Here is a 26,280-nt window from a genome sequence, read left to right on the forward strand (position 1 = left end):
TTAACAAAAATACACAGTGAACTTAAACCTTTTTAACTAAGATTTCATTATCAAGAGCGTACACTATTAGCTCATCATTTTCTACTACTTCCCCTGATAAAACTAATTTAGCTAAATTATTTTGAATACACTCTTGTATAACCCTTTTTAAGGGCCTTGCTCCATATTCAGGGTCATAGCCAGTTTGTGCTATTAGTTCTTTAGCTTCCTGCGACAAACTTATACTCAGTTTACGCTTAGCAAGTGTTTTTTGTAAATAAGAAAATTGAACATCTATAATTTTATAGATGTCATCTCTGGTTAAACTGTGAAATATAATAATTTCATCCAGCCTGTTTAAAAATTCTGGACGAAATGTTGATTTAACTATTTGCATCACTTCATTTCTTACAGAATCAACATTCCCTTTTAGCATTATCTCAGCGCCAAGGTTAGAAGTTAAAATCAGTATGGTGTTGCGAAAATCAATTAATTTACCATGACTATCAGTGAGTCTCCCCTCATCCAAGATCTGTAGCAATAGATTAAATATATCTGGATTTGCTTTCTCGATTTCATCAAACAGAATAACCTGATATGGCCTTCTTCTTACCGCTTCAGTTAATCTGCCACCTTGTTCATAGCCAACATACCCTGGAGGCGCGCCAATTAGCTTTGAAACAGAATGTTTTTCCATATATTCTGACATATCAAAACGCAGAAGCGCTGATTGATCGTCAAACAGAAATTCAGCTAAGGCTTTCGCAAGTTCGGTTTTACCAACCCCGGTTGAGCCTAAGAATAAGAATGAACCAAAAGGTCGATTAGTATCTTGCACCCCAGAGCGGGAGCGCCTAACTGCATTACTTATCGCTTCTATTGCATCTTTCTGCCCTATTACTCTTCTTCCTATTTCATTCTCCATGTTGAGAAGTTTTTCCTTTTCGCTGTGCATCATGTTATCAACTGGAATTCCTGTCCACTTTGAAACAATGTTTGCAATATCATCTCCAGTCACTTCTTTCTTTAAGAAACTATCAGTAACCTTTTCCTGATTTTTTAATTCATTCTCAAGCTGAGGAATCACACCATACATCAGCTCTCCTGCTCTTCCCAAATTCCCACTACGCTGAACTAATTCCAACTCTTTTCTAGCGTTATCTAATTTTTCGGCTGTTTCTTGTATTCTAGCTATTTTATTCTTTTCCATCTGCCATTTGCTGTTCAAGTCAGCAAATTTACTGTTTAGATTTTCGATCTCTTCATTTATCTTTTTTAAACGCTGTTTAGAATTTTCATCACTTTCTTTTTTTAAAGCCTCTGCTTCAATCTTTAGCTGTATAACCTTTCTCTCAAGTTCATCAATAACTTCAGGCTTGCTATCCATTTCAATTCTCACCCTGCTTGCTGCTTCATCAATCAAATCAATTGCTTTATCAGGTAAAAACCTATCTGTTATATATCTATTGGACAACGTTGCAGCAGCAATTATTGCACCATCTGTAATTCTTATACCATGATGCACCTCATATCTTTCCTTCAAACCCCTGAGTATTGAAATGGTATCAGTTTCAGTTGGTTGAGAGATAAACACAGGCTGAAAACGCCTTGCAAGTGCAGGATCTTTTTCTATATGCTGACGATATTCATCTAAAGTTGTGGCTCCTATACAGCGAATTTCTCCACGCGCAAGAGCAGGCTTCAGCAGATTCGAGGCATCCATTGCACCACTTGTTGCTCCTGCTCCAACTAAAGTGTGCAATTCATCGATGAATAATATAATTTTTCCCTCCGCTCTCGAAATCTCATTAATCACTGCTTTTAACCTTTCCTCAAACTCTCCTCTAAACTTAGTGCCAGCAATTAGTGCTCCAAGATCCAAAGCTAAGACCTTTGCATCATGCAAACCAAGTGGCACATCGTTTGCAACAATTCTATTTGCAAGCCCCTCAACTATTGCAGTTTTTCCAACACCAGGTTCACCGATCAGCACTGGATTATTTTTTGTCCGCCTCAGTGATACCTGCATAGTTCTTCTGATCTCTTCATCACGACCAATTACAGGATCAAGCTTTCCTTGCATAGCAAGCTCTGTAACATCTTTTGTATATTTCTTTGCCGCGTTTAATTTTTCCTCACTGTTTGGCGAGTCCGCACTGCTGCCTTGTCTCATTTCTGCAATAACTGAGTTCAGTTTTTGTAGAGTCACACCATTCTCTGCCAGAATTTTGCCTACAGTATCATCTTTTTGTGCAGTGAGGCCCTGTAGTAAACGCTCAACAGCAACAAATGAATCTTTATTTCTTCTTGCAATACCAATTGAATCTTCAAAAACTTTTGCTATTTCTCTTGAAAGTTGAAGGCCACCACTTCCTGGACCTTCAATTACTGGCAACTTTTTTATTGCGCTATCCACAGCATCAGAAATACTTTGCACACTTCCACCACAAGCGTTTATCAAATCCTGAACTAAACCTGATTCATCTTCAAGCATCACTTTTAGTAAATGCTCAGGCATAAAAATCTGATGCCCAGCTCCCAACGCTTTCATTTGAGCACTTTGAATTAGACTTTTTGCTTTTTCGGTAAATTTATTTAAGTCCATAACACCAGTTAAATTCGTATTTGCTGATGTATATAACAACTGATTTCATAAATTTAAACCTAAAGTTGTTTATTGTTAGGTATGAAATTTAAAACTTTCTTAAAAAAGGAACTATCATAGTAACCATACAAATATCTTGTATCTCAAGACCTTTGGTTTTTGTTGCTGAAAATGGTTGTATTATTTAAGTTATTAACAATATACAATACTAAGTTAATGTAATTTATTTGGAGATGACAGGAAAATTTATTGTAACTTTATATTCTAAATAGAATAAAGTTCTTTTGTTAGTATTGTCCTTTTTGTAAAAAATATTCCTAATTTCTTCATCATTTCTGTGGGTAAGGTCATCTGCTTCTCTACCTCAAGTGGTTAACAAAGTTTCTTGTCACGAGGGACCAAATGGAAATCTGCTCGTTTTCACGCGAATTAATGTTACAAATTCTATACATTTCGTTACAAAATGGCATTCGCTTTCTCCATTATCCTTTACCTGCATTTTCATCAGCGTTCCTTGCGGTTTGCTTGCCATATAGGCGGAAATACAGGCTTACCCTGTTCCTTCTGTCATACAACAGTGGGTTAGGTGACTTCTCTATACCGGTGATTTGCGTACATCCAGAAATGAAAAATGTCACATTACCTTTTGGTCGGAGCTTATCAGCATCTTTAGCTCTTTAATCGTTACGATACTTATGAAGCTTCACTTACGTTCACCATACCACTAAGCCTAGCTCTCCAACCACATGATGCTTGTAGTTTATGCTCCTTTCACGATTGAGCATCTTCTTTTTCAAGAGGAGGTTCATTGTCCGCATCGCTTGGCACCAACCGGTTACCCGATTCGCACTGATGCGTAGACTCAGATGGCAAAACATCTGGTTTAATAAGTTTTAGAACTCTTTTAGTTTCTTTCTGAAGGAATTCCTCTCCTTTTAAACAATATGACCTAAGACTTTCAGGTCGCACCATTTCAATAATTAGCTGGGTTCCAGCAGAATCAGTACAGAAAACATCAACAATACTTTGTTTTTTAGAGGCAATCTCAGCATCCATGATAGTGCTGAGAAATTCTATTTCTTCTATTTCATCTTTGCCAGCGAAGCCCAATATATCATTGAGAAAGTGAATGAGAATATCTTTATTTTTCTCAGTGCCAAATATTCTCTTGAACGCGAAATTGTTTTTTGGATCGAGAAATTTCGAAAAGGCCATAATTAAATACAATTAGGAGACGAATAATTATACACTATTTTTCGCAAATGTTCAACCTCTGATTACTCCTTATTCTTTGCCCTTCCTGCACGCTTACGTTCATTTGGATCAAGGAATTTCTTGCGTAAACGTATAGATTTTGGAGTTACTTCCACCAATTCATCATCATCTATATACGCTATCATATCCTCCAGTGTCATTATCTTTGGTGGAGTGAGCTTTATAGCTTCATCACTACCTGAAGCTCTTACGTTTGTTAATTGCTTACCCTTTAACACATTTATCTCCAAATCATTGTCACGGCTATGCTGGCCGACAACCATGCCACAATATACCTTATCCTGTGGCTTAATAAACATAATTCCCCTGTCTTGCAAATTGAAAATTGCATATGCCACAGCCTCACCCTTATCTGTAGAAATTAAAACTCCATTGCGCCTTCCAGAAATTGGACCTCTATGTGGAGCATAACTGTGAAATAAACGGTTAATTATGCCTGTGCCACGAGAATCAGTTAAAAACTCTCCTTGATAACCGATTAATCCTCTTGATGGCACTAAAAACGTTAATCTTGTCCTGCCATTACCAGAAGGTCTCATGTCAGTTACTTCACCTTTACGGAAGCTGAGTTTTTCCATGATGATTCCACTATATTCATCATCTACATCAATTACTACTTCCTCTATAGGTTCAAGTTTTTTACCGCCTTCTTCTTTAAATAACACGCGAGGGCGTGATACCGAAAGCTCAAAACCTTCTCTCCTCATATTTTCAATTAACACTCCAAGCTGTAACTCACCACGCCCACCTACTTCAAATGCTTCACCGCTTGGTGCCAAAGTCACAGTAATTGCAACATTTGTTTCTGCTTCCGCATATAAACGATCCTTTATAGCAGTTGAAGTAAGCTTTGTACCTTCTTGCCCAGCAAAAGGTGAATCATTAACGCTCAGAGTAATCGCCATTGTTGGCGGATCAACTGGAGTTGAGCTTACTGCAGTTGTAACTTCTGGTGCTGCTATAGTATCTGAAACCGAAGCTTCCTCAAGTCCTGCAATTGCAATTATGTCTCCCGCCACAGCTTGTTCTACTGGAATGCGTTTCAAGCCAGAAAATGAGAGCAACTTAGTTAATCTTCCTCGTTCAATTACTTTGCCATCGAGGTCAAGCACCTTAAGATCTGAATTAACTTGTGCAACACCCTGATAAACCTTTCCTGTCAATATTCTGCCAAGAAACTTATCAGACTCAAGTAGAGTGACCAACATAGCAAAAGGTGCATTTTGATCATAAACAGAAGGTTTTATATAATCTATAACCGTTGAAAATAATGGGCTTAAATCTTTTCTTTCATCAGAAAGCTCCTTAGCACACCAACCATTTCTACCTGAAGCATACAACACTGGAAAATCTAGCTGCTCGTTGGTTGCATCAAGGTTAAAAAATAACTCATATATTTCATTTAGTACTTCATCAATTCTGCTGTCTGGTCGATCAACCTTATTGATTATCACAATTGGCTTCAAATTTGCTTTTAGTGCTTTTGAGAGCACAAATTTTGTTTGTGGCATTGGACCTTCTGCAGCATCGACCAGCAGCAACACACCATCTGCCATGCACAATACCCTTTCCACTTCCCCACCAAAGTCCGCGTGCCCTGGCGTATCAATAATATTGATCTTTTCATCGCCCCACATTATTGATGTGCACTTTGCAAGTATTGTAATTCCGCGCTCACGTTCTTGGTCGCCACTATCCATAACTCGCTCTTGAACTTCTTGATTCTCACGAAACGTGCCACTTTGTTTTAACATGTTATCGAGTAAAGTAGTTTTCCCGTGGTCAACGTGTGCGATTATTGCTATATTTCGGATCGATTTAAATTCGTTCATTTTCTATCATTTCAAAATTAATTTAGTAATAAGTATACATAAAATACACTTAGAGTAAATAACTAAAGCTGTGCTGTGCTTCCAAGATATTATAGGATTACTTTGTTAAATATTCTCTACTCCCAGGTTTTGTTATGGGTAGTTGTTTTAATTCACTTGGAAGTTCTTCCTCGCTGTAGTTTTTGATGTTCAGTTCAATCAAAGATATGACAGGAAAAGGCAGTTTCGTTTCACTATTTCTCTTTATCAAAGAAGCTTCAGCAACAACTTTACCTCCTTCCCCTTCTGCACATTCCACTGCTTCAAGCGAAGATTTACCTGTGGTTATCACATCCTCAATAAGTAATATTTTTTCACCTTTTTTAATTTCAAATCCACGGCGTAATTCAAACTTGCCATTAACGCGCTCGCAAAACATTGTCTTTATTCCAAGCTGCCTGCCAATCTCATAACCCACAATTATTCCACCAATTGCAGGAGATAATATTAAATCTATGGAGCTATTTAATTCTTTTTTTATTTTATCTGCTAATAATGCGCAAACTTTCATGGCTCTGCTTGGATTTTCAAAAATCTTCGCACACTGTATGTATGTGCCACTATGCAGTCCGGATGATAAAACAAAATGCCCATGCAAAATTGCTTCTGCTTCTTTAAATTCTTTTATTATTAGGTTATTTTCGTCTAATATCATTTTTTAAGTTTCACTATTACATTCTTTATTAATTATCTGAGTTATGCAAATATCAGACCACACATTTATTGCAGTTTCAAACATATCGATGATTGTATAAATAGGCAAAATCAGTCCCATAATATGCAAAGGAACATTCATCGATACGAGATAACTGGTTGCCATAAAATAGCACCCCATAGGCACTCCAGCGTTACCAATTGCAGCCCCTGTAGCTAAAAAAATCCATATCAACATTTCGCTCAAGGAAAATGCGTATCCGTTCATTTCTGCAACAAACATTACAGTGATTAGTATAAATGCAGCACATGCATTCATATTAATTGTTGTGCATATTGGTAAAATAAAAGACGACAATTTCTTTGGCACCTTTAGCTTGTTCTGCACACATTCTATAGTTGTTGGCAATGTTGCACTGGATGATTTAGAGAAAAATGCGAGCGTCAACGCTGGCATAACCCCCCTTAGCGTTTGAATTGGTGATATGCCTTTATACCACATAAGTAGCGGTAAGATCAGAAATGCCTGCACAAAATTTGCAGACATTATGCAAACAAAATACCATAAAAGATTGTAGAACTCGCTACCACCTTTTAATTCATGCAAAAAACATGTAATAAAAGACCAAACAGCAAGCGGAATAAATTTTAATAACCCTTGAGCAATTTTAAGTAGTGTATCAAAAAGTGCAGAGAATATTTGATGTAATATATCCTGCTTTTCTTTTGAAAGTGAAATAATAGCTCCGCCCATCAAAAAAGCGATTAATATACTACCAATAATGTTATTCTCAAGAAAGACTTGCACAAAATTAGAAGGAATGAGTGATTTTAAATATGAAAAATAACTGTGGTTATTGCTGTTAACACTCCCTATTGTATTACTTATGAAATTTTTTCTTGCTGGATCTATTAACAAATAAAACGATAATGCAACAAACGCAGCTATAATAGTTGTAAGCAGCGTATAAAATAGTGTTTTCTTAACTAAGGTTTTAATTTCAATTGAGTCTTTGAGTCCTGAAATTGTGGAAACTATAGATAGAAAAACTAAAGGTAAACTTATTAATTTCAACAAACTAACAAATATGTCACTAAATAGCTTTGCTATTTCAAATATAACTTCGTTGTTTAAATAGTAAGCAACTATTGCAAGCAGTATAGAAAAAAGTATTGCAAACTTGTGCATTGAAAATAAAACTTCAAAGTAACATTATACAATAATTTTGCTGTTTTGGAATCAGATTGATAGACAAAATAACTTTACAGATTAGGGAAAGATAAGAGGATGTGTTTATTCGGAGACAGTGTAAGATTTCTTAATTTAAATTTAGGTGCACTTAGCCCATTCTGGTGATAACAAATTGGAATAGATAAGATATGATAACTAACTCTTCTGCGAGTATATAGTTTTGCCGGACACAACAGTACGTACTACGTGTCCTTTTACTTTGCGACCATCGAAAGGAGAATTCTTTGATTTACTAGCAAAGTTGTCAGTTTTAATTTCCCATTCATGATTGAGGTCAACTAAAATTAAGTCTGCAGCAAGGTTTTTTTGTATACGACCACGTGGTATGTGTATTATATCTGCAGGCTTATATGTCAATTTTGCGAGCACATCAAGTAGACCCATTTGCCCACTGTGATAGAGTTCAAGTGAAAGGGGCAGCATTGTTTCAAGGCCAACAATACCAAATGCAGCATTTTCAAGTGGCAGATCTTTAGAACTACGATCATGCGGAGCATGATCGGTTGCAATGCAATCAATCACACCTGTCTTTAAACCTTCAACCATAGCTAAACGATCTTCTTCAGTGCGAAGTGGCGGGTTCATTTTTGCAATTGCCCCATGTTGTTTTACTATATCTTCAGTCAAAGTGAAGTGATGAGGGGTTACTTCGCACGTAACATTTAATCCCAAATCTTTTGCACGTTTAATAGCATCAAGTGAATCTTTTGAAGAGACATGTAGAATATGGTAGTGCACATTCTCCATATCTTTCATGAGCAGTATATCGCGACTTACCATAACCGATTCTGACGCACTTAAGATCCCCTTTACTCCCAATTCTTCAGAAATTTTACCTTCGTTGATTGCACCACCTGCTGATAAATTTAAATCTTCTGCATGTTGAGCAATAGGAACACCCAGCATACTTGAATAAAGCAGCGCCTGTCTCATAATCATTGGGTTCATAACTGGCATGCCATCATCAGTGAACCCAACCGCACCTGCTTCCTTTAAAAGTGCCATTTCAGTCAACTTTTCTTCCGAAGTGGTGATTTTAGCGTAAAATTCAACGTTTACATGTGAAGTTTCAAGTGCTCTATATTTCAAATATTTAGCCAAAACAACGCTATCAATTGCTGGAATAGTGTTTGGCTGACAAACTACAGTTGTAACGCCTCCTGCAGCTGCAGATTTGCTACCTGTATATATAGTTTCTTTATGTTCCTGCCCTGGTTCACGAAAATGTACGTGAATGTCAATAAGGCCTGGCATTAGAACAAGCCCTTTACAGTCTATTGTTTCATCGACCCCACTTGTTGAAAATAATGATTCGCCAAAATCAACAATTTTATCCCCTTCAGTCAATAGCGAACCTTTTATATCAAGTTTAGTTTCCGGGTCGATAATACGAGCATTAGTATACGCAATTTTATAGCCTTCCTTTTGCCCTGTTTGTAACAAATTCCAAGTCTGTGTCATTATATTTGAGTATCGATTATGCAATAAATCTAAAGTTTTTTTAATAAAACACAACCAAATTAAAACACAGACTAAGAGCTGTCTTGAATTAAAATTATCCCAAAAACCCCGCCCTTATAACCTAGTTAGCTCAGTTTTAACGTTAATGTGTGAAACTCTTAGCTCTGTTGGAGGATTTTCCAGTTGAATATCTAGCTCATTCTGCATGTTCGATAAACAAATTAAAGCTGAATCAAAATCTTCATCGAACTGTTTTGCTTCATGTATACCATCGATTATTTCCTCTAATTCTTCCACATCATCCATTTCTTGCGGCGCACTTTTTAATATCGCTTTTATTTGGTTTAAGTTTTGACGAATTTTCTCCTGATATCCAACAATTCTCTCTTGATATATGTCAATCATTTTTTGACATGCGTTGCCTCTAAATGGATGTTCTTTTTTCTCTTTTATGTAAGAATTTTGAAAGTCTTTACAGTTAAGGATTGCTTCTCTATGTTTTTTTATGTCATTAATTGCGCTGATTATCGACTTATCTATTTTCTTTAAATTTTCTTCCCGTTCTTCTCTTTTAATTATACTTTTGGATTCATTTTTTATCTGGTTCATTTTGTCATACAGGTTTCTGCATCCTTTGTAAGATACCATTGGTTGTAATATTCCTTCTTTTACACCTTTATTGTAAAAATTCTTCAACTCATCACTTGATAGTATTGTTATAGCATCTTCCCTTTTACCTTGTGATTTAGGATACTTTTTATTCAATGAACTAACATGATTTAACAAGAAATCTTTAACTAGCTCTTCCTTTTTAACTTCAGCTAATTTTTCTAGTGTTTCTATATATTTTAGAACTTCCGCAAAGAGCTGTCCACCAGATGGAGCAAATCCTTGAAGTGGTTTACTCTGAGCTTTATAAAAATCGGTTTGTAAAAAATCTTCAGCTTGTTTTTTTATTACTGAAAGTTCATTAAAGGCTTTTTCTGGATTGATTTTTCTCAAAATACTAATAGCTTCTCTAATCGCTTTTTCTCTCTTTTTATCACCTTGTTTTTCATTTAATATTAGACGTTCAGCTTTGGTAAAAGCATCACCGCGATCACTCTTTGCAATGTTACAAACGATGCTTTTTACAACTTTTTCGGTTGCTGCATAATCTATTTCTTTTGCAAAGCAGTCAACAAATGATTGCCAAACTTTTTTATTAACAAGCTTACTTGTCTTATTTTCAAAATCTTCTATATCTTTGAATCCTAAAATAGTATAGAGATTTTTTTCGATTATTGGTTCGGCATGTTGTTTTGCCACTTTACCTTTTATATTGAATGGAAATTTACTAATCTTAGTTGTACCCACAATGTTACCTCAATATTAACGCTATCTATAAAAGTATAAAGATTTAATATTTAATTTTTAACTAATACTAGCACAGCTAACTATGGGAGCATTATGCTATAGCTGACCCAAGAAAGATTTCCCTACGTCATACCGCGATTCATTCGCGGTATAGATTCCGCTAACGAGTAGCGGAATGACGAATTTGTTGTTTTTCAAATTGTAGGTAAACCTAAGCCACTTTAGCTATAGCATCAATAGCAAGTGTCAATTAACACTTTAACTTCTTACTTGTCATCAGTAATATTGTTTATATAAAAACTATAATTTTTTATGCCTGAACTTGGGAATATATTGCTATTGCTAGCCTGCTTATTGTCTTTGACATATTTGTTTTTACCGCTTAGTTCTTGTCGGTTTATTACCACTGCCATATTTTTTTGTGTATCAACATCAATGGCTATTTTGATCTACTGCCACATTACAAATGATTTCTCACTCGAAAACGTATACTACCACTCACACACAACAAAACCTTTGATCTACAAGATTTGTGGTGTTTGGGGAAATAAAGAAGGATCTATGTTGCTTTGGACCTTAGTGCTTACCTTTTACCTATTTCTGATGGGTATTTTTATTGATAACGGCAGTAAATTGAAGAAAGTATCCTTGATCACCCAAGGCTTGATTTGCTTTTGTTTTTTACTGTTCACTTTACTTGAATCCAGCCCCTTCACTAAAATGCCAGGCATTGAAACAGATGGACTGGGTTTTAATCCGATATTGCAAGATATAGGCCTTGCTATTCATCCACCGATATTATATTTGGGGTACCTTGGGTTTAGCGTTCCTTTTTCGCTCTCTATAGCTGGATTAATTGCAAAAGTTGAAGGAAATGTTTGGGCTAAAATTGTCAGGCCTTGGGTACTTATTTCTTGGTCGCTGCTCACTTTGGGCATCAGCTTGGGTAGCTGGTGGGCATATCGCGAACTTGGGTGGGGTGGATTTTGGTTTTGGGATCCAGTGGAAAACGTTTCTTTGATGCCGTGGCTAATTGCAGTAACGCTGACACATTTGTTGCTCGTGGTACGGAATTTCAATGTTTTAAAGAACTTTGCTATTTTACTTACGCTTACAACTTTTATATTGAGTGTGACTGGAACATTTCTAGTCCGCTCAGGAATACTCACCTCAGTGCACACGTTTGCAGATGACCCAAGGTATGGACTGTATATATTAGCGCTACTTGGTGTAATTACAGTCAGTAGCTTAGTAATATTTGTAGTGTTTACGAGAAAAAATCACACATCTGCAATGTCATTCCAGTGCGTGACACTGGAATCTGAAAAGAAACTTGCTACTCAAGTGACAGAGGGTAGAAGACTCTTTTCACGCCTTACGATGATGCTGATGAACAATTTATTATTCATCACTGCCTTTTTCATTGTGTTCGTTGGCACTTTATACCCTACAGTGCTCGAATATTTAACCGGTGAATTAATTTCAGTTGGAGCACCATATTACAATTCTTTATTTAATCCTATTGCACTGGCTATTCTAGCCCTCACGATAATTGGGCAATACTGCAGTTGGCAGGGAAATAGTCTATTGCCAATATTCCGCGAATATAGATTTTCATTCTGCAGTGCTGCAGCTATTTTGCCGTTTATCTTTCACATGGAGCTAATAATTGTGCTATCAATTACTATCTCCATAGCATTATTAATCTTTGTTTTAGAAGCATACAGTAAAAGAATTCGTTTATTTAAGAGCGAATCAATTTTATTAGCAAAAAAAGTTTCTAAATCCTACTATGCAATGATGGCAGCTCATGCTGGAGTGGCAATTCTAGTGCTTGGTATAGCATATTCGGTTGGTTGGCAGGAGAAAAAAGAAAATTACTTAAAAATAGGGGATAGCATAACAGTCAATAAGTTTAAAGTTACTTTACGAAATATTGAGCTAATAAAAGAAAAAAATTTCCATGCAGTGAGGGGTACAATGGATATCAGGAATTTGCTGAATAATAAGATATTAGGTGAGATAAACCCTGAATATAGATTTTACCTTGTGGAAGGTCAGAAAAATGTTGAAAGCAGTATCTACCACAATTTATTTTCTGATATTTATGTTGTAATTGGAGAAATTGATAAGAGTAAGAGCAAAATTGCAGCTAAAGTGCACTATAAACCTGGAATGTCTATAATCTGGTTTGGATCCTTTCTTATCGCTTTTGGTTCGCTCCTTGCTGCTTTTCCTTTTAGTGGACGAGCAAGGATTGTCTAGCTGTCGTGGATTTATTAACAACGCTCCTAGGTCCAGAGTGCAACGTATGAGAAATTACCGAGCTATAGATACTGATTTGCAAAGGTTAGAACCAAAGAAAGTTATATTTTTTTATTGACAGACCTATATATTACGATATTCACTAAGGGATTAGTGAGTAATGGTTATACAATATGAATGGTGGGGTATCAGGCAAGGAAAAAGTTATACGCACTCCTTTCGATTTTAAGGAGCCTTACAGCGATTGGCGTCAAATTTTTAAACGTCCTAATCAACAGTATAACCCTTCCAACTATGATTCGTCGAGCGAAATAAATGAACACGATATAGAAACTCAAAAGATTGAAGAAGGTGATGGCCATGATTCAGGTATTAGTTCCGATGATGAGGATGACCGGACAACTTATACAGCAGTACAATTAACTAATGATTCTCTTGATAGCCAAAGATATACAGGAATATGCATTCCAACACCAACTGATGGTTGGGTAGGTGAAAATAATCATCAGACTGGTTTATCAGGTAATTTGCCAAACGGAAGTAATAATCCACAAATTTTTGAAAGTACTGATTCAGTACAGCTAGATAATATTGTTTTTAGCAATCTAATTCAGCTTTCCTTGATTAGTCAAGAGCATAATTCTACCTGCAATGATCATGTAATTTGTGATTCAGGTCACAATTCTGACGATGAGGATCAGTTTAAACTGTTGTACGAAAAGGAGAAAATAGAAGCACAAAATAATCAAAAATATACAGAAAATGTATGTAATCCAACAAATGGTGGTTTGTTAGGTGAAAGTGATAATCAACAGATTTCTGAAGATACAGAAATAACTTCTGATTGTAATCCAGATGATTCAGATCCAAAAGGGAATGAGGGCTATGGTTTAGATGGTTCTTGTGAAAGTAAAGAAAATTTGACAAAGGGCGCTGACGGTAGTAATCAGACTTTTGAAGGTGAACAGAAAAGCTCAGAATTTCCGAAAGTTGACAATTGGTCAGATAGTGATGGGAACTCAGAAGATAGTTCGGACTCAAAAAAGGGTTCGTACTATAGTTCAGGTAATCTTGATTCAATGGAGTTAACAGATGATTTGGATTCAGAAAATGATCGGGACCTAGAAGATGATAATCCTTTTCTAAAAGACTCACTTTTTATGAAACTAAAAATGTCGTTAACTCAAAGTAAACAGGATCTGATTGATAAATGCTGTGGGGAGGTGAGAGGTATAACAGAACAAAATGAACAAAAAGATATAAAAAATACTCCAGAAAGTATTAAGTGCATAGTAGCTAAATACTTAGAAAAAGAAGTAATGTTAAATTTAAAATGTAGTTGTTGTAACAAAACTGTAACAAATACAGTATTTGAAGAAATAAAAGATCTTACTAGTGGTAGTCATATAAGTAACAGAAGTAACACTTTTGTATTTGATAACTTTCCCTATCAAAGTAAAGATAAAAACTGTAACAAAGAAAGTAAAGGTCAAAACTGTAACAAAAAAAATGAAGTGTCCGAAGAGGACATTATCAAAAGCATTGTTAGTAATTTATTGTTAGAAGGTGGGAAAGTAAAACGCCATAATTTTTTCGATGGGAATGAGTTTGAGCAGATAGTTACTTGTAATGGATTTGATGATGGTCTTTCTGAGAAATGTAAGGAAATTGAAAGCAAGCTAAAAGGTTTAGCATATGAAAGTATTGTAAACAAAAGCAAGCAGACTCAAAATGTATTAGGAGTAGACAAGGATAATAGATATTTTTGTATAGAGTACTCGCAAGATAGTATTGTTGAAGTTGCAGAAATCCTAAACAATGAAAAAGCCAAAGACTTAAATTTAAGAGTTGGCATACTCAAAATTGGAGAAAGTATAGTAAGAGTTGAAAATGTAGAAGAAATAGGGGGAAAAAGAAATTACATGGATGTCTCAAAAGGTGGTATTGAAATGTCTTTTACTACTGAGGTAGGAGAGATAAGTATTTATCTAAGTCCTAGTGAGAAAGGCAGCAATAAAATAAAAGTGGAGATTGATGGGGAAAACAGAGCAAGGTTTAATGAGTTAAAAAATAGGGGAAAAAGTTTAGGGGAAAACTGTCTTTTAGGAGGAAAAAGTGTTGAGGAAGCTATAGAGCATGAAAGTTTTGAAAGATATGGCAGTGTACCTAACACTGCTATGAAGGAACCTAGCTTAGGTTGCGTTGCTAACATAGCAAGGGGGGGATAAGCTTGCAGAGATAAAATGATGGGCCAAATTGGCAGTATTTTGCTCTTGTAATGTACTTCAAAATTGCAAAGTTTGCACTAGATAGAACTTAATTGACAGACAAGAATAACTGACAGAAAAATTTACATAGTCAAACAATCACAAAATAAACTAGTGAACTTTTTGAAAAGTATATAGAATTCAAATTATTACTTTAATTAAAGAAGATGGCACTTAGACTCATTCCAGATAACCTCGATATCAAGTTTAGTAAATATAGGGATTTGACTGCATTAATTAGCATTGTTCTTATCATCTTTTCAATATTCACTGTTGTGCTGCGTGGAGTGAACTTAGGCATAGACTTTGCAGGCGGGATTTTGATAGAGATAAAATCTTCAGATGAGAATCACTCTATTCTCGATGCATTAAAAGAAAATGGTTTTACAGTGCAAAGTTCAAAAGCGGGTGATAATTTAGTCATGCGTTTTAAAGATGAAGGAGATGAAGATAAAATCAAAAAGATAAAAAGCATACTAGAAGAAAAGCTGGGGAGCTCAATAAGCTATCGTAAAATAGACTATGTTGGCCCACAAATAAGCTCAACACAAATATTTGAAGGAATGTTATCCATGTTGATCGCGATTGTTGGAATATTTTTTTACGTTTGGTTTAGATTTAATTGGCAATGTGGATTCAGTGGAATAACAGCACTGATTCATGACGTGATTTTAACTGTTGGTTTTATTAGCCTAACTGGCATTGAGTTTAATATTTCATCAGTTGCAGCTCTCCTTACTGTCATTGGTTATTCAATCAATAACTCAGTAATTATATATGATCGGATTCGAGAGTATCGCAGGAGTGGTAAAAGTGGGCGGATGAGTGAGGTAGTAGATGCAAGTATCAACACTACATTATTTCGCACTATATTAACTTCTGGTACAACCCTTCTTGCTGCTCTTCCTTTGGTATTAATCTGCACAGATGCAGTGAGAGACTTCAGCTTGATCATTTTTTTTGGTATTTTGATTGGCACTTGTTCTGCAATATTTATTTCTGCTCCTATATTGACCTACAGAGCTTTGATAAGTAGATTGTAGAAGTGTTTAGTCGCGGTATAATATCAACTTATTATCTCTTATAGTGAAATGAAAATACCTTAAAAAGCTCATTCCAAGTAGTGAATGAGACATAGAATGAGTGTTAACGCTTGCCTGTACATCATTAATCAAAAAATTTCCTATTTTAACTTGAGGTATTTGGACCACTCCAGCTTTTATTTGACCTTTCGCAGTTTCATATATTTTAAAATCCTGAACGTTTTGTAAGTTAATACCAGCATGTAATGCGTCTTTTTGTGATAGAACAATATCGGTTGCTCCAGTATCAAGCAAAAACGTTATATTGCTATCATTGACTTGAGCCTGAATATAAAAGTGTCCATCGTATGATTTCGTAAATTCGATACTTCCACTATTTTGAATTCTTCCTTTATATGGTAAAAAAGTACTGAGAAATCTGTCGCTTAATTTGTCCCTTTGTGAATCAATAAGCATTGCAGTAGTGGCTATTATTAGTAACCAAATAACTAGATTTTTTACCGCGTTCATATTGTTAAAATTTGAAGCTATTAAAATAAATTTTAAAGATTAGCGTTAAAAGTTATTATTAAAAATAAGTAAATTTCATTGTTTTAGTACAATATTTAGTATACACTTTAAGAAGATATGTTTGATTTAATTTCATGTCAGAAGCAAAAAGTTTAATTTTGGCAGCTATCCTTTCCATGTTAATCATGGTGTCTTGGCGTATTATTTATGATAATTTTTTTAGTACAAACCAAAACCAGCCATTGATTGAAAATATTGAACATATCGAATCTTTTAACGACCTTGCTCCTATAATATACCAAAATCGTTCTGAAATTATTAATTCTACTCGAGAACAGAGGGTTAGTTTAACCAATAACATGATTAAAGGATCAATTTCTCTGAAAGGTGCAAGGTTTGATGACTTAATTTTAACTAATTACCACTTAGAACCGAATTCTTCTTCTCCACAAGTGGTGTTACTGTCACCTGCAGAATCAAAAGATGTATATTTCGCAGAATTTGGGTGGCTCGATCCGAATAACAAGATTAAAGTTCCAGATTCTAAGGCAGTTTGGCAAGCAGAGAAACTCAATCAAAAAGAGGTCAATTTATTTTGGGATAATGAAAATGGCATTGTGTTTAAAATGAAAATTAGCCTTGACGATAACTACATGTTTAAAATTGAGCAGATTGTTGAAAATAACACAAAAGATAATGTAGTTTTGGTTCCTTATGGTAAAATTAACCGTAAACGTGACAATATCAACGAATCTTATTGGATATCCCATGAAGGAGTACTGGGTGCATTTGATAATAAACTGGAGGAGTGGACGTATAAGGATATCTCCAAGAAACATTTAATAAAAGCAAATACAAGTGAAAAAAATTGGTTTGGTTTTGCTGATAAATACTGGCTCACAGCCATCATACCTGAAAAATCTGATAAAATAAATGTAAGCATTAAACATACTAACGCTAATGATATTGATAAATTTCAAGTAGATTTTGTTAAGTCTTATAAGAGTATACTTCCTGGTGCAAGCACTTCTAATGTGAATTATTTTTTTGCTGGAGCAAAAAAGTTGAATTTACTGGATTCTTATAAGGATACTCTCAATATACCTTTGTTTGATAAAGCTGTAGATTTTGGTGTTCTTTACTTTATAACTAAACCAGTGTTTTTACTGCTTGAATACTTTAACTTCGTTTTAAAGAATTTTGGCTTAGCAATATTATTGCTGACTTTAGTAATCAAACTTTTGATGCTTCCCTTATCTAATAGATCATATGTTTCAATGTTCAAGGTGAAAAGCTTGCAGCCTGAGCTAACTCGTGTAAAAGAGTTGTATAAAAATGACAGCTTAAAGCAGCATAAAGAGACAATTGCATTGTTTAAGAGAAACAACGTAAATCCAATGTCGAGCATTTTTCCCATGCTAATACAAATACCGGTATTTTTTGCTCTATATAAAGTATTATTTGTTACTATAGAGATGAGGCATGCTCCTTTTTTTTTATGGATTAAGGATCTTTCAGCTCCTGACCCAACGAACATCTTTACATTATTTGGGTTGTTTAATTATAACTTTCCTATTTCTATAGGCATTTTACCTATAATTTTCGGTGCCACCATGATAATTCAGCAGAAGCTAAGTGAGAAAGATCAAACCAGTAAAGATGATATTCAAGTAAATGTTATGAAGTTTTTACCTTACATTTCTGTCCTTATTTTTTCTTCTTTTCCTGCCGGCCTGGTAATATATTGGATATTCAGTAATATTATAACTCTAATTCAACAATCATTAATAAAGTTGTTTTTAACAAAAAAAGTGGTAGTAAATGTCGAGAATACTAATAGTTAATTCGATTTATTATACTGAAATAGCGAACCTTTTGCTTGAAGGTGCAATTGATAAATTAAAAGGCAGTAATGCCAGTTACGATGTAGTTGAGGTTCCTGGTACATTTGAGATACCAGCTACAATTCTTTTTGCAGTCAAGAGTGGGCATACTAATTATGATGGTTATTTAGCTCTTGGGTGCGTAATTCGCGGTGAAACCGATCATTATCAATATGTTTGTAAAGGAGTAATTGAAGGCTTAAATGCAGTTGTTATGCATTATGCAATGCCCCTTGGTATGGGCGTAATTACCGCTGACAGCAAAGATAAAGCACTAGTTAGAGCTGATAAAAACAAAAAGAACGTTGGTGGCCATGCAGCCTCAACTGTTTTGCATATGATAGATTTACACAATAAATTAAAATAATGGAGGAAAAACCAGTAGATAAAAAGTGGCGCATAAAAAGAAGCACGGCAAGATTTCTTGCTGTACAAATTGCTTATTCAAATATTTTCGTAGGTTACAACAAAAGCACTTTTAAACTGGGAAATTGTGAGCTTAAGGACTACATAAATAAGTTGAAAGATATATTTGAATGTGAAGAATTTGAACATCAGTTCTTAGAAAACTTGTTATATAAGGTTATAAAAAGCAGTGAAGAATATGATAAAATAATAGAGTCTTATTTACACCCAAGTTGGTCCCTTTCACGGTTAAATCTTATAAGCTTATCTATTTTGCGTGTTGCAATATGTGAGTTAGCTAATTGTGATACGCCAGTTCCAGTTGTCATTAATGAATATACTAACATTGCATCTGATTTACTTGATAAACCAAGCGAAATTGGTTTTATTAATGGGTTATTGGATAAGGCAAAAGATGCAGTTAAATTAAATAAAAATCCTTAGCAGCTTCTCACAACTATATAAAAGTTTATTTTTTAAGGCAATTCCCATTGAGTAACTGACACTAAAAAATAAAGAGGCAGACTTAGCCTGCCTCTTTTACTTCACTTGGCCATACTGTCTATTTTCCTTGTTGTTGAGAAGCAACTTGTTCAACAATAAGCGAGCCTAAATAAGTGTTAACTCCTTTATTCTCATTTTTGTTTAAACCTAATGTTTTATTCCATTCTGTTTTATCTACTGTCTCGAACTTACCTTCTTTGTTTTTCACTTCTAGTGAATTTATACCTAAGAATACAGTATCACCAAACTCCGCTTTACCATCACCAATTTCACCAGTAACATAGTAATTTTTGCCTTCTAAGCTGAAGTTTATACGATATTTATCTTTTATAACCTCACCTTTTTCATTCTTGTTTTGGTTATTTGCTTTTATATCTTCATGCACTTCTTTTGTTACTTGTAACATTACTGTACCATCCTTAATAACAATCTTCGGAGCTTTCAACTCAGATGTTTTATTGTTTTTGCTGATAGCGTATATTGCTAGACTAGTTAGTGCAACAGCAACAATTGCTAATATACCGATTCCAAGTGGTGTAGCTGCAAAAGCTGCAAGTGGAGTAAGCATGCAAGTTGAAGACACCCAATATGGTGCTGAAAGTGCTATTGCTGCGCCTATGACATACAAAGAAGTAAGTGCAACAAGTGCAGTATTTGTTTTGTGAAATTGACCACAGTGATTTTGAAAAGTTAGCATAAACGACCTCGTTTAATAAAATATTAATATGCTTAAATTGTGTATAAAAAAATTGTCATAGTCAAGCTTTTTCGTAAGTTACCTACCACTTGAGCCAAAGCCCCCTGCATTGCGACCGGTTTCTTCTGTGCAGAACTCTTCTCTGTCATCCCAAATTACCTGAGATACCGGAGAAATAAGGATTTGTGCGATTCTATCTCCTCTTTTTATTTCGTATGGTTGATTACTTAGATTAATTAGGCAAATTTTAACCTCACCTCGATAATCAGAGTCTATAGTGCCCGGAGAGTTTAAGACAGTGATTCCATGTTTTGCAGCAAGACCAGAACGTGGGCGTACTTGCCCCTCAAAACCGTTTGGTATTGCAATCACAATTCCAGTTGGAATAAGTAATCTCTCAAGTGGATTTAAAACAGCAGAGTCATTCAATGCAGCATAAAGATCCATACCAGCACTCTGCGTAGTTGCATAACATGGAAGAGACAAGTCTTCTCCGTGTGATAATCTTTTTATTTCTACTTTAATTTTACTTCTTTGCACTCCAATTTACCATCTATGAAGACTCAATTATAGCATGTAAATTGTATCTGCAAAAGTGATAAATGTAAATGATGTCATTCCAGCGCGTGACGCTAGGCCATAAAATTCCTTGACAAGTTCAGTGCTCCTTTTTTTGTCATCCCAGTGCCCCTATGATGTCATTCCAGTCTGGAATCTAGTCCTTATTATGCAGCCACTTGGTTGAAATTAAGTCTTCTGGATCCCAGTGTCTGGGCACTGGGATGACACCCTGACAACCGTCATCCCGCTACTTGTTAGCGGGATCTAGAGATACCGCGAATGAATCGCGGTATGACGTAGATTGCTGTCATTCCAGTGTCAGCTACTTGAATGACACCCTCTTGGTATTCGTGTAGTTGTAAGCAGTATAGCTATAAATCACTCACAATCGATATGCTTGCATTACTCTCAGTAAATAAATCAAGCATAATGTTAGGTATTCTACCATCAACTATGTGAACAACTCCAGCACATTCCTCCGCCATTTTAACGTATGCCATAAGCCTTTCAATAAATTTTTCCCCTTTAATTTTCCCACAATCAATCGATGCATTTAAATTTTTAACAGATATCTTCCTGCCACCAATTTTATCTATTTCTTCATCTGTGTCACTCAAGATTATCATTTTAGATGCAGAAACTGCGATTGCGATTGCGCTTGCAGTGCTATCGGCATCAATATGATATGTTTCCCCATCTTTTCCATGACCAATTGGTGCAATAACTGGTATAAAATCTGATTCTTCAATAAAAAATAATATATCAGGATTGATTTCAGTGGGTCTACCGATGAACCCCATGTCTAATATCTTTTCGATATTATTTGATCTATCTTCTCTAAGCGTAGCGGTTATTTTTTCGGCTTTAATTAAGTTACCATCTTTTCCACATAATCCAATAGCTGAACCACCAGCAGAATTTATATACTGAACAATTTTTTTATTAACTGAACCACACAGTGCCATTTCAATGATTTTCATAGTGTCTTTGTCTGTAAGTCTGATACCATTCACAAACTTACTGTCCATACCCAGCATTTTTAACACCGAGTTAATTTCATATTCTCCGTCATGAATTATTACCGGATTTATACCAAGCTGCTTCAACAAGACAACATTATGCACAAAAGTATTAAATAGTGTTTCATCTAAGATTATTGTACCACCGCATTTAATGACAAAAGTCTCGCCTACAAAGCTAGGTATGTTAGATAGCACTTCAAGTAATATTTCTGCTTTTTGTTCAAATGATACCTCACCCTTTAAAAATTCGCTACTCTTCATTTTTTTATCTTGTAAACTTGAAAAACTCATCTCTTACCTTGGTTATTTTATGCTTAACACGGATGCTCATTTGATGAATTGACACATTCTCATTATTAATCCATTTTTGAATATCTTCTATAACAGCACCTAAGCTTTTTTGACTTACTTTATCTATTTTTGTTAGCACAATGTTAAAGTTAATGTTATTATATATTAACCAATAAATGAAGTCTTTGTCTATTTCTTTTAATCCTACCTTGCTATCTATCAACACAAACACTCTTCTTAGATTTCTTCTTTGAATTAGATAATACTCAATTAAGTTTAAATATTGTATAATTTCCTCCTTACCTGCATGAGAATAACCATACCCTGGCAGGTCAACAAGCCTGAACTTATCATTGTACATAGAGTAAAAATTTATTTGTCTAGTGCATCCAGGTTTAGAGGAAACTCTGGCAGCTTTTTTGCTGTTTATCAGTAAGTTAATCAGACTGGATTTTCCTACATTTGATCTACCAGCAAACGCAATCTCTGGAGCCGATTCATCTGGTAATGTTTTTATGTCCGAAGCTCCAAATATGAAATTGCAGTTTGATGTTATCTGTTTTGCCATTATATTCAACTAGAAGGTAGTAGGTATATTATAGTGTTATTGCTTGATATAAGAAATTTTTTATTTCAGTATATATTACTTAGCTAGATCTGTGCTATATGGATATGGAAAATAATTTACAAGACTTAAAGAAAAAATTTAATGATATAGAGAGGAATTTGGAAAATCCTACCAATTTAAGTCAAAAAGAATTCATTACCCTTTCAAAGGAATACTCTGAGCTCAGGCCAATAATCAAGATAATTGATGAATATAACACGCTGAAAGAGGAAATTTCAGACTTAGAAGAAATAATGAAAGATGAAAACAGCGAAGGTGATATAAAAGAGTTAGCAAAAGAAGAATTTTTCGAAAAGCAGAAGGTATTATTACCAAAAATAAAAGCAAAATTAAAGTTAGCATTACTGCCCAAAGATGAAGATGACTCAAGAAATGCAATATTAGAAATTAGAGCAGGTACAGGCGGAGAAGAAGCAGCATTATTTGCAGCAATGTTATTTCGTATGTATCAAAAATATGCAGAAAGAAGAAATTGGAAGTTCGAGCCAATAAGCATTTCTAATACAGGTATAGGTGGCTATAAGGAAGCTTCTGCACTCATTAATGGAACAGAAGTTTTTGCAAGGTTGAAATTTGAATCAGGGGTGCACAGAGTACAGAGAGTGCCAGAAACTGAATCCTCAGGAAGGTTGCATACCTCTGCCGCTACTGTTGCGATATTACCTGAAGTAGAAGAAGTTGACTTTAAAATAGAAGAAAAAGACTTACGAATAGATGTTTATAGATCCAGTGGTCCTGGAGGGCAATCAGTGAATACAACTGACAGCGCAGTAAGGGTCACCCACTTGCCAACAGGGATAGTTGTGATACAGCAAGATGAAAAATCGCAGCATAAAAATAAAGCTAAAGCGCTCAAAGTATTGAGGGCAAGGCTATACGAAATTGAAAGACAAAAAAAAGAAATGGAAAGGTCAACAATGAGGAAAAGTCAGATTGGCTCTGGTGATCGTTCCGAGCGCATAAGAACATATAATTTCCCACAATCAAGAATAACAGACCACAGAATTAATCTAACTTCACATCGGCTAGAGCAGATTATAAAAGAAGGCGAACTAGATGAATTTATTGAGGCATTAATCTCACGTAATGAAGCAGAAAGATTGGCAGGGGAAAGTTAGCAGCCTACAATGGAATATCTTTATTAATTACATAGGATCTTTTAAACGCAATAGATAGACAGTAAAAACAAGTTCTAGTACTATCGCGGATAAAACAAGAACAGCTACACTAATTGTTTGACCATTGTAAATGTAGCTTGTTAAGCCGATAAAAATAGCCATGATAAAAGCTCTAATGAACGAGACTGCAGAAGAAGCTGTGCCTTTAATTTCAGGGAAAACATTTATTGATGCATTAAAAATCACTGGCTGGAAAATTGCACAACCGATAGAAAAAATAATCATAGACAGTGTTACTAAGTAGAAAGAGTGGGGTACAATTATACTGAATATTACAAGCAATAGAGACCCAATAGCACCCACGCTCGTACCAGAAATTACACACTTTATTGCTCCAAGTTTCTGCAAGATTTTGCCAGCAAATAGACTGATGAGTGAGAAGCACCCAACTATTGCACCTTGATGTAGTGCATAAATAGTGCTAGATAAACCAAAAGTCTTCATATACAGAAAAGGTCCACAAGTAATGAATGACATATACGCAGCAGAAAAGAGGCTTGACATCAAAGACAACGTAACAAACCTCGGATTAGATAGTAGTTTTCTGTAATCTTTCATCGTTTTTTTTAAACTGAAAATATCGCGGTTCTTTTTTGTTTCTGGTAACGCTAAAAGCAGCAAAACCCAAGAGATCAAACAAAGTATTGCAACAGTTGCATAATTACCACGCCATCCTACAATTTCATTGATGAAACTGCCTAACACTGGCGCAATTGCCATGACAACTGTAAGAACAGAATTCATGATTCCAATAAATTTCACCGCTTCGTCGCCTTTGTAGCTGTCTGCAACGATTGCAAACACAACTACAGATGTGCTAACACCAATGCCCTGAACAAAGCGAGAGATTAAAAGCCAAAAAATCGACGGTGCAAAAACACAACCAACAGCGCCGATTAATAACAAAGTGTTACCTATGATCATAATTCTCCTTCTGCCATAGCATTCAGACAATGGACCAAAAAACAACCCTCCTATGCAAAAGCCTAGGAAATTATAAGCAATAGTTAATTGAATTATGCCTTCCGGTACGTTAAAATAGTGCACCATATCAGGAAAACTAGGTACGGAAATGTCAATTTCAATGAACTTGGCAATGAGAGACAGGATTAACAGAAATGGTAGTAACATTTGAGATTTTTAATTAATGAATAAAAATATCACATTTAAAGCGTTGAAAGAAAACATTTTTTACTGTTATTAAAATGGTTAGAAACACCTCATGTGAAGGAATGGTGGATAAATTGGACACTAGGGTTAATTAAAGAAAAATATGACAACTATGTTAAAGCTCTTACTCTCTGTCCTAACTTTACTTATTTCCTCTTACTTTTTCAACAGTCCGTCTAAATTACTACAAGCAGTTTAATTTTTAGTAAATATGTCATTATTCAAAAATATGCAAGAAGCTTTATAGAAACTTAACATAATTTTATCATAAAAATGTCATTCTTAAGTCCTATGTAAAAACGAATTTTGGCACCAAGTGAATCTTTTTTAATTAACTATGAGCTGGATAAATTGGAAAATAAATTTTGTTTACTTTTACAATACCTTAAGATCTAATATAACTTTATCAGTCAAAAGTATCACAATAGGCTAGTATGTTCTTTACTCTTTTCCTAAAAATATTACCTATTTATATTACGATATTTATTGGTTATTTAGCAGGAAAATGTCTTAAAATTGATAGAAACACTATATCTCAAATACTCTTTTATATAGCTAATCCAATAGTGATTTTATATGGAGTTTCTCATACAGAAGTTAATTTAAAAGTAATTTCTCTGCCGATTTTGATATGGTTTATAGGTAGCACTATGTCCTTATCAGTGTATTATCTTTCTTCTTTTTTATTTAAGGATAACACGAGAAACATATTAGCATTTAGTTCGGGCAGCACAAGTATGGGTTATTTTGGCCTGCCGATTGCCATGGCTTTATTTGATGAAGATTCAGTATCTGTATATGTTGTTTGTTATATAGGAATGGCGCTATTTGAAAACAGCTTAGGATTTTACATAGCTGCAAATGGTATTTATACCGCAAAAGAATGCATATTAAAGTTGTTCAAACTTCCTTCGCTTTATGCGATGGTTCTGGGCTTCTTTTTAAGTATATACGATATACAAATACCTACTTTTTTAACAGATGTTATGATGAACATTAGAAGTACATTTGTCACATTAGGAATGGTGCTACTTGGAGTGAGCATTGCGAATATTGCAAGCTTTAAAATAGATTGGAAGCTTGCTTTGATCACTATTACAGCAAAGTACGTATTCTGGCCACTGTTTGTTTTAGGAATTGTCCTTTTAGACAAGCATGTTATAGGTATATACGATGAGAGCATATATAAAGCACTGATGTTGCTGGCTATTATTCCAGTTTCTGGGTCCAGTATAATACTTGCTAATATTTTGAATTATCAACCAGATAAAGCTACTCTGTTGCTTCTAATCAGTACTGCAGTGGGACTGTTTTATGTTCCACTAATAATATCATTATTTTTTACTAAACTTGTTCCTTTTTGATCAAAAAATTAAGCGCTTGCACAACCATTATTTGGGTAA

20 protein-coding genes and 1 pseudogene are annotated in these 26,280 nt (G+C 34.9%); 8 read left to right on the top strand and 13 right to left on the bottom strand.

Annotation, left to right across the window (positions count from 1 at the left end; translation table 11 throughout):
* Nucleotides 1-22: 22 nt before the first annotated feature.
* From clpB to AAGD59_RS02115, 7 genes and pseudogenes are all read right to left on the bottom strand, one after another.
* The gene (gene clpB, locus AAGD59_RS02085) at nt 23-2,584 is read right to left on the bottom strand and encodes an ATP-dependent chaperone ClpB (protein ID WP_015588884.1); all 2,562 of its coding nucleotides are present in this window, start codon (nt 2,582-2,584) and stop codon (nt 23-25) included.
* 969 nt (nt 2,585-3,553) lie between these two features.
* A pseudogene (locus AAGD59_RS02090) lies at nt 3,554-3,799 on the bottom strand (PD-(D/E)XK nuclease family transposase); the annotation flags it as partial.
* Between the two features lie 62 nt (nt 3,800-3,861).
* A complete protein-coding gene (typA, locus tag AAGD59_RS02095; RefSeq protein WP_015588882.1) occupies nt 3,862-5,691 on the bottom strand; it encodes a translational GTPase TypA in 1,830 nt (609 codons plus the stop codon).
* A 97-nt stretch (nt 5,692-5,788) separates the two neighbouring features.
* Nucleotides 5,789-6,385 (bottom strand): orotate phosphoribosyltransferase, encoded by a 597-nt coding sequence (gene pyrE / locus AAGD59_RS02100; protein ID WP_015588881.1) that lies wholly within the window; start codon nt 6,383-6,385, stop codon nt 5,789-5,791.
* A gap of 3 nt (nt 6,386-6,388) precedes the next feature.
* Entirely contained in the window at nt 6,389-7,573 is a 1,185-nt protein-coding gene (locus tag AAGD59_RS02105) for a dicarboxylate/amino acid:cation symporter (RefSeq protein ID WP_015588880.1), read from the bottom strand.
* 198 nt (nt 7,574-7,771) lie between these two features.
* A complete protein-coding gene (locus tag AAGD59_RS02110) occupies nt 7,772-9,097 on the bottom strand; it encodes a dihydroorotase (protein WP_141456873.1) in 1,326 nt (441 codons plus the stop codon).
* 114 nt (nt 9,098-9,211) lie between these two features.
* Nucleotides 9,212-10,453, bottom strand: coding sequence for a hypothetical protein (locus AAGD59_RS02115; protein ID WP_015588878.1), 1,242 nt, complete (start codon nt 10,451-10,453; stop codon nt 9,212-9,214).
* Nucleotides 10,454-10,765: 312 nt separating this feature from the next.
* Between AAGD59_RS02115 and AAGD59_RS02120 the strand changes: the two genes are divergently transcribed.
* The 3 genes from AAGD59_RS02120 (at nt 10,766) to secF (ending at nt 16,028) form a co-directional block, all read left to right on the top strand.
* Nucleotides 10,766-12,718 carry a heme lyase CcmF/NrfE family subunit gene (locus AAGD59_RS02120; protein WP_341812943.1) on the top strand — a complete coding sequence of 651 codons (1,953 nt, stop codon included), beginning with the start codon at nt 10,766-10,768 and terminating at the stop codon, nt 12,716-12,718.
* Nucleotides 12,719-12,891: 173 nt separating this feature from the next.
* A complete protein-coding gene (locus AAGD59_RS02125) occupies nt 12,892-14,946 on the top strand; it encodes a hypothetical protein (RefSeq protein ID WP_174516768.1) in 2,055 nt (684 codons plus the stop codon).
* 206 nt (nt 14,947-15,152) lie between these two features.
* Nucleotides 15,153-16,028 carry a protein translocase subunit SecF gene (secF, locus tag AAGD59_RS02130; RefSeq protein WP_141456869.1) on the top strand — a complete coding sequence of 292 codons (876 nt, stop codon included), beginning with the start codon at nt 15,153-15,155 and terminating at the stop codon, nt 16,026-16,028.
* Nucleotides 16,029-16,034: 6 nt separating this feature from the next.
* Here secF and AAGD59_RS02135 read toward each other — a convergent pair whose 3' ends face one another.
* Complete coding sequence (locus AAGD59_RS02135; protein WP_015588875.1) at nt 16,035-16,538, bottom strand: TIGR02281 family clan AA aspartic protease; 504 nt, start codon at nt 16,536-16,538, stop codon at nt 16,035-16,037.
* Between the two features lie 134 nt (nt 16,539-16,672).
* Between AAGD59_RS02135 and yidC the strand changes: the two genes are divergently transcribed.
* From yidC to nusB, 3 genes are read left to right on the top strand one after another with little or no spacing between them, the layout of a single operon-like run.
* Nucleotides 16,673-18,382: a membrane protein insertase YidC gene (gene yidC, locus AAGD59_RS02140; RefSeq protein WP_341812944.1), complete on the top strand. Its 1,710-nt coding sequence runs from the start codon at nt 16,673-16,675 to the stop codon at nt 18,380-18,382.
* Complete coding sequence (locus AAGD59_RS02145; protein WP_015588873.1) at nt 18,360-18,788, top strand: 6,7-dimethyl-8-ribityllumazine synthase; 429 nt, start codon at nt 18,360-18,362, stop codon at nt 18,786-18,788. Before yidC ends, AAGD59_RS02145 begins: the two co-directional genes overlap by 23 nt.
* Nucleotides 18,788-19,270, top strand: coding sequence for a transcription antitermination factor NusB (gene nusB / locus AAGD59_RS02150; protein WP_015588872.1), 483 nt, complete (start codon nt 18,788-18,790; stop codon nt 19,268-19,270). The genes AAGD59_RS02145 and nusB overlap by 1 nt, the downstream gene beginning before the upstream one ends.
* A 118-nt stretch (nt 19,271-19,388) precedes the next feature.
* Here the strand turns inward: nusB and AAGD59_RS02155 are convergent, their stop codons facing one another.
* The 4 genes from AAGD59_RS02155 to yihA all read right to left on the bottom strand — a co-directional run bounded on the left by AAGD59_RS02155 (nt 19,389) and on the right by yihA (nt 22,469).
* Nucleotides 19,389-20,027, bottom strand: a complete 639-nt coding sequence (locus AAGD59_RS02155; protein ID WP_015588871.1) for a hypothetical protein — start codon at nt 20,025-20,027, stop codon at nt 19,389-19,391.
* 78 nt (nt 20,028-20,105) lie between these two features.
* The gene (gene dut, locus AAGD59_RS02160) at nt 20,106-20,567 is read right to left on the bottom strand and encodes a dUTP diphosphatase (protein ID WP_015588870.1); all 462 of its coding nucleotides are present in this window, start codon (nt 20,565-20,567) and stop codon (nt 20,106-20,108) included.
* A gap of 392 nt (nt 20,568-20,959) precedes the next feature.
* Nucleotides 20,960-21,871, bottom strand: coding sequence for an acetylglutamate kinase (gene argB, locus AAGD59_RS02170; protein WP_015588869.1), 912 nt, complete (start codon nt 21,869-21,871; stop codon nt 20,960-20,962).
* A gap of 4 nt (nt 21,872-21,875) precedes the next feature.
* Nucleotides 21,876-22,469, bottom strand: coding sequence for a ribosome biogenesis GTP-binding protein YihA/YsxC (yihA, locus tag AAGD59_RS02175; protein ID WP_015588868.1), 594 nt, complete (start codon nt 22,467-22,469; stop codon nt 21,876-21,878).
* Between the two features lie 98 nt (nt 22,470-22,567).
* Between yihA and prfA the strand changes: the two genes are divergently transcribed.
* Nucleotides 22,568-23,647 (top strand): peptide chain release factor 1, encoded by a 1,080-nt coding sequence (gene prfA / locus AAGD59_RS02180; protein WP_015588867.1) that lies wholly within the window; start codon nt 22,568-22,570, stop codon nt 23,645-23,647.
* Nucleotides 23,648-23,674: 27 nt separating this feature from the next.
* Here the strand turns inward: prfA and AAGD59_RS02185 are convergent, their stop codons facing one another.
* Nucleotides 23,675-24,838, bottom strand: coding sequence for a multidrug effflux MFS transporter (locus tag AAGD59_RS02185; protein WP_010962461.1), 1,164 nt, complete (start codon nt 24,836-24,838; stop codon nt 23,675-23,677).
* A 473-nt stretch (nt 24,839-25,311) separates the two neighbouring features.
* On the opposite strand from AAGD59_RS02185, the gene AAGD59_RS02190 reads away from it, so the two are divergent.
* Nucleotides 25,312-26,241 carry an AEC family transporter gene (locus AAGD59_RS02190; RefSeq protein ID WP_141456821.1) on the top strand — a complete coding sequence of 310 codons (930 nt, stop codon included), beginning with the start codon at nt 25,312-25,314 and terminating at the stop codon, nt 26,239-26,241.
* The last annotated feature ends 39 nt before the right edge of the window (nt 26,242-26,280 follow it).

Origin of the sequence: Wolbachia endosymbiont (group A) of Cephus spinipes, assembly GCF_964026895.1 — a bacterium.
GTDB lineage: Bacteria > Pseudomonadota > Alphaproteobacteria > Rickettsiales > Anaplasmataceae > Wolbachia > Wolbachia pipientis.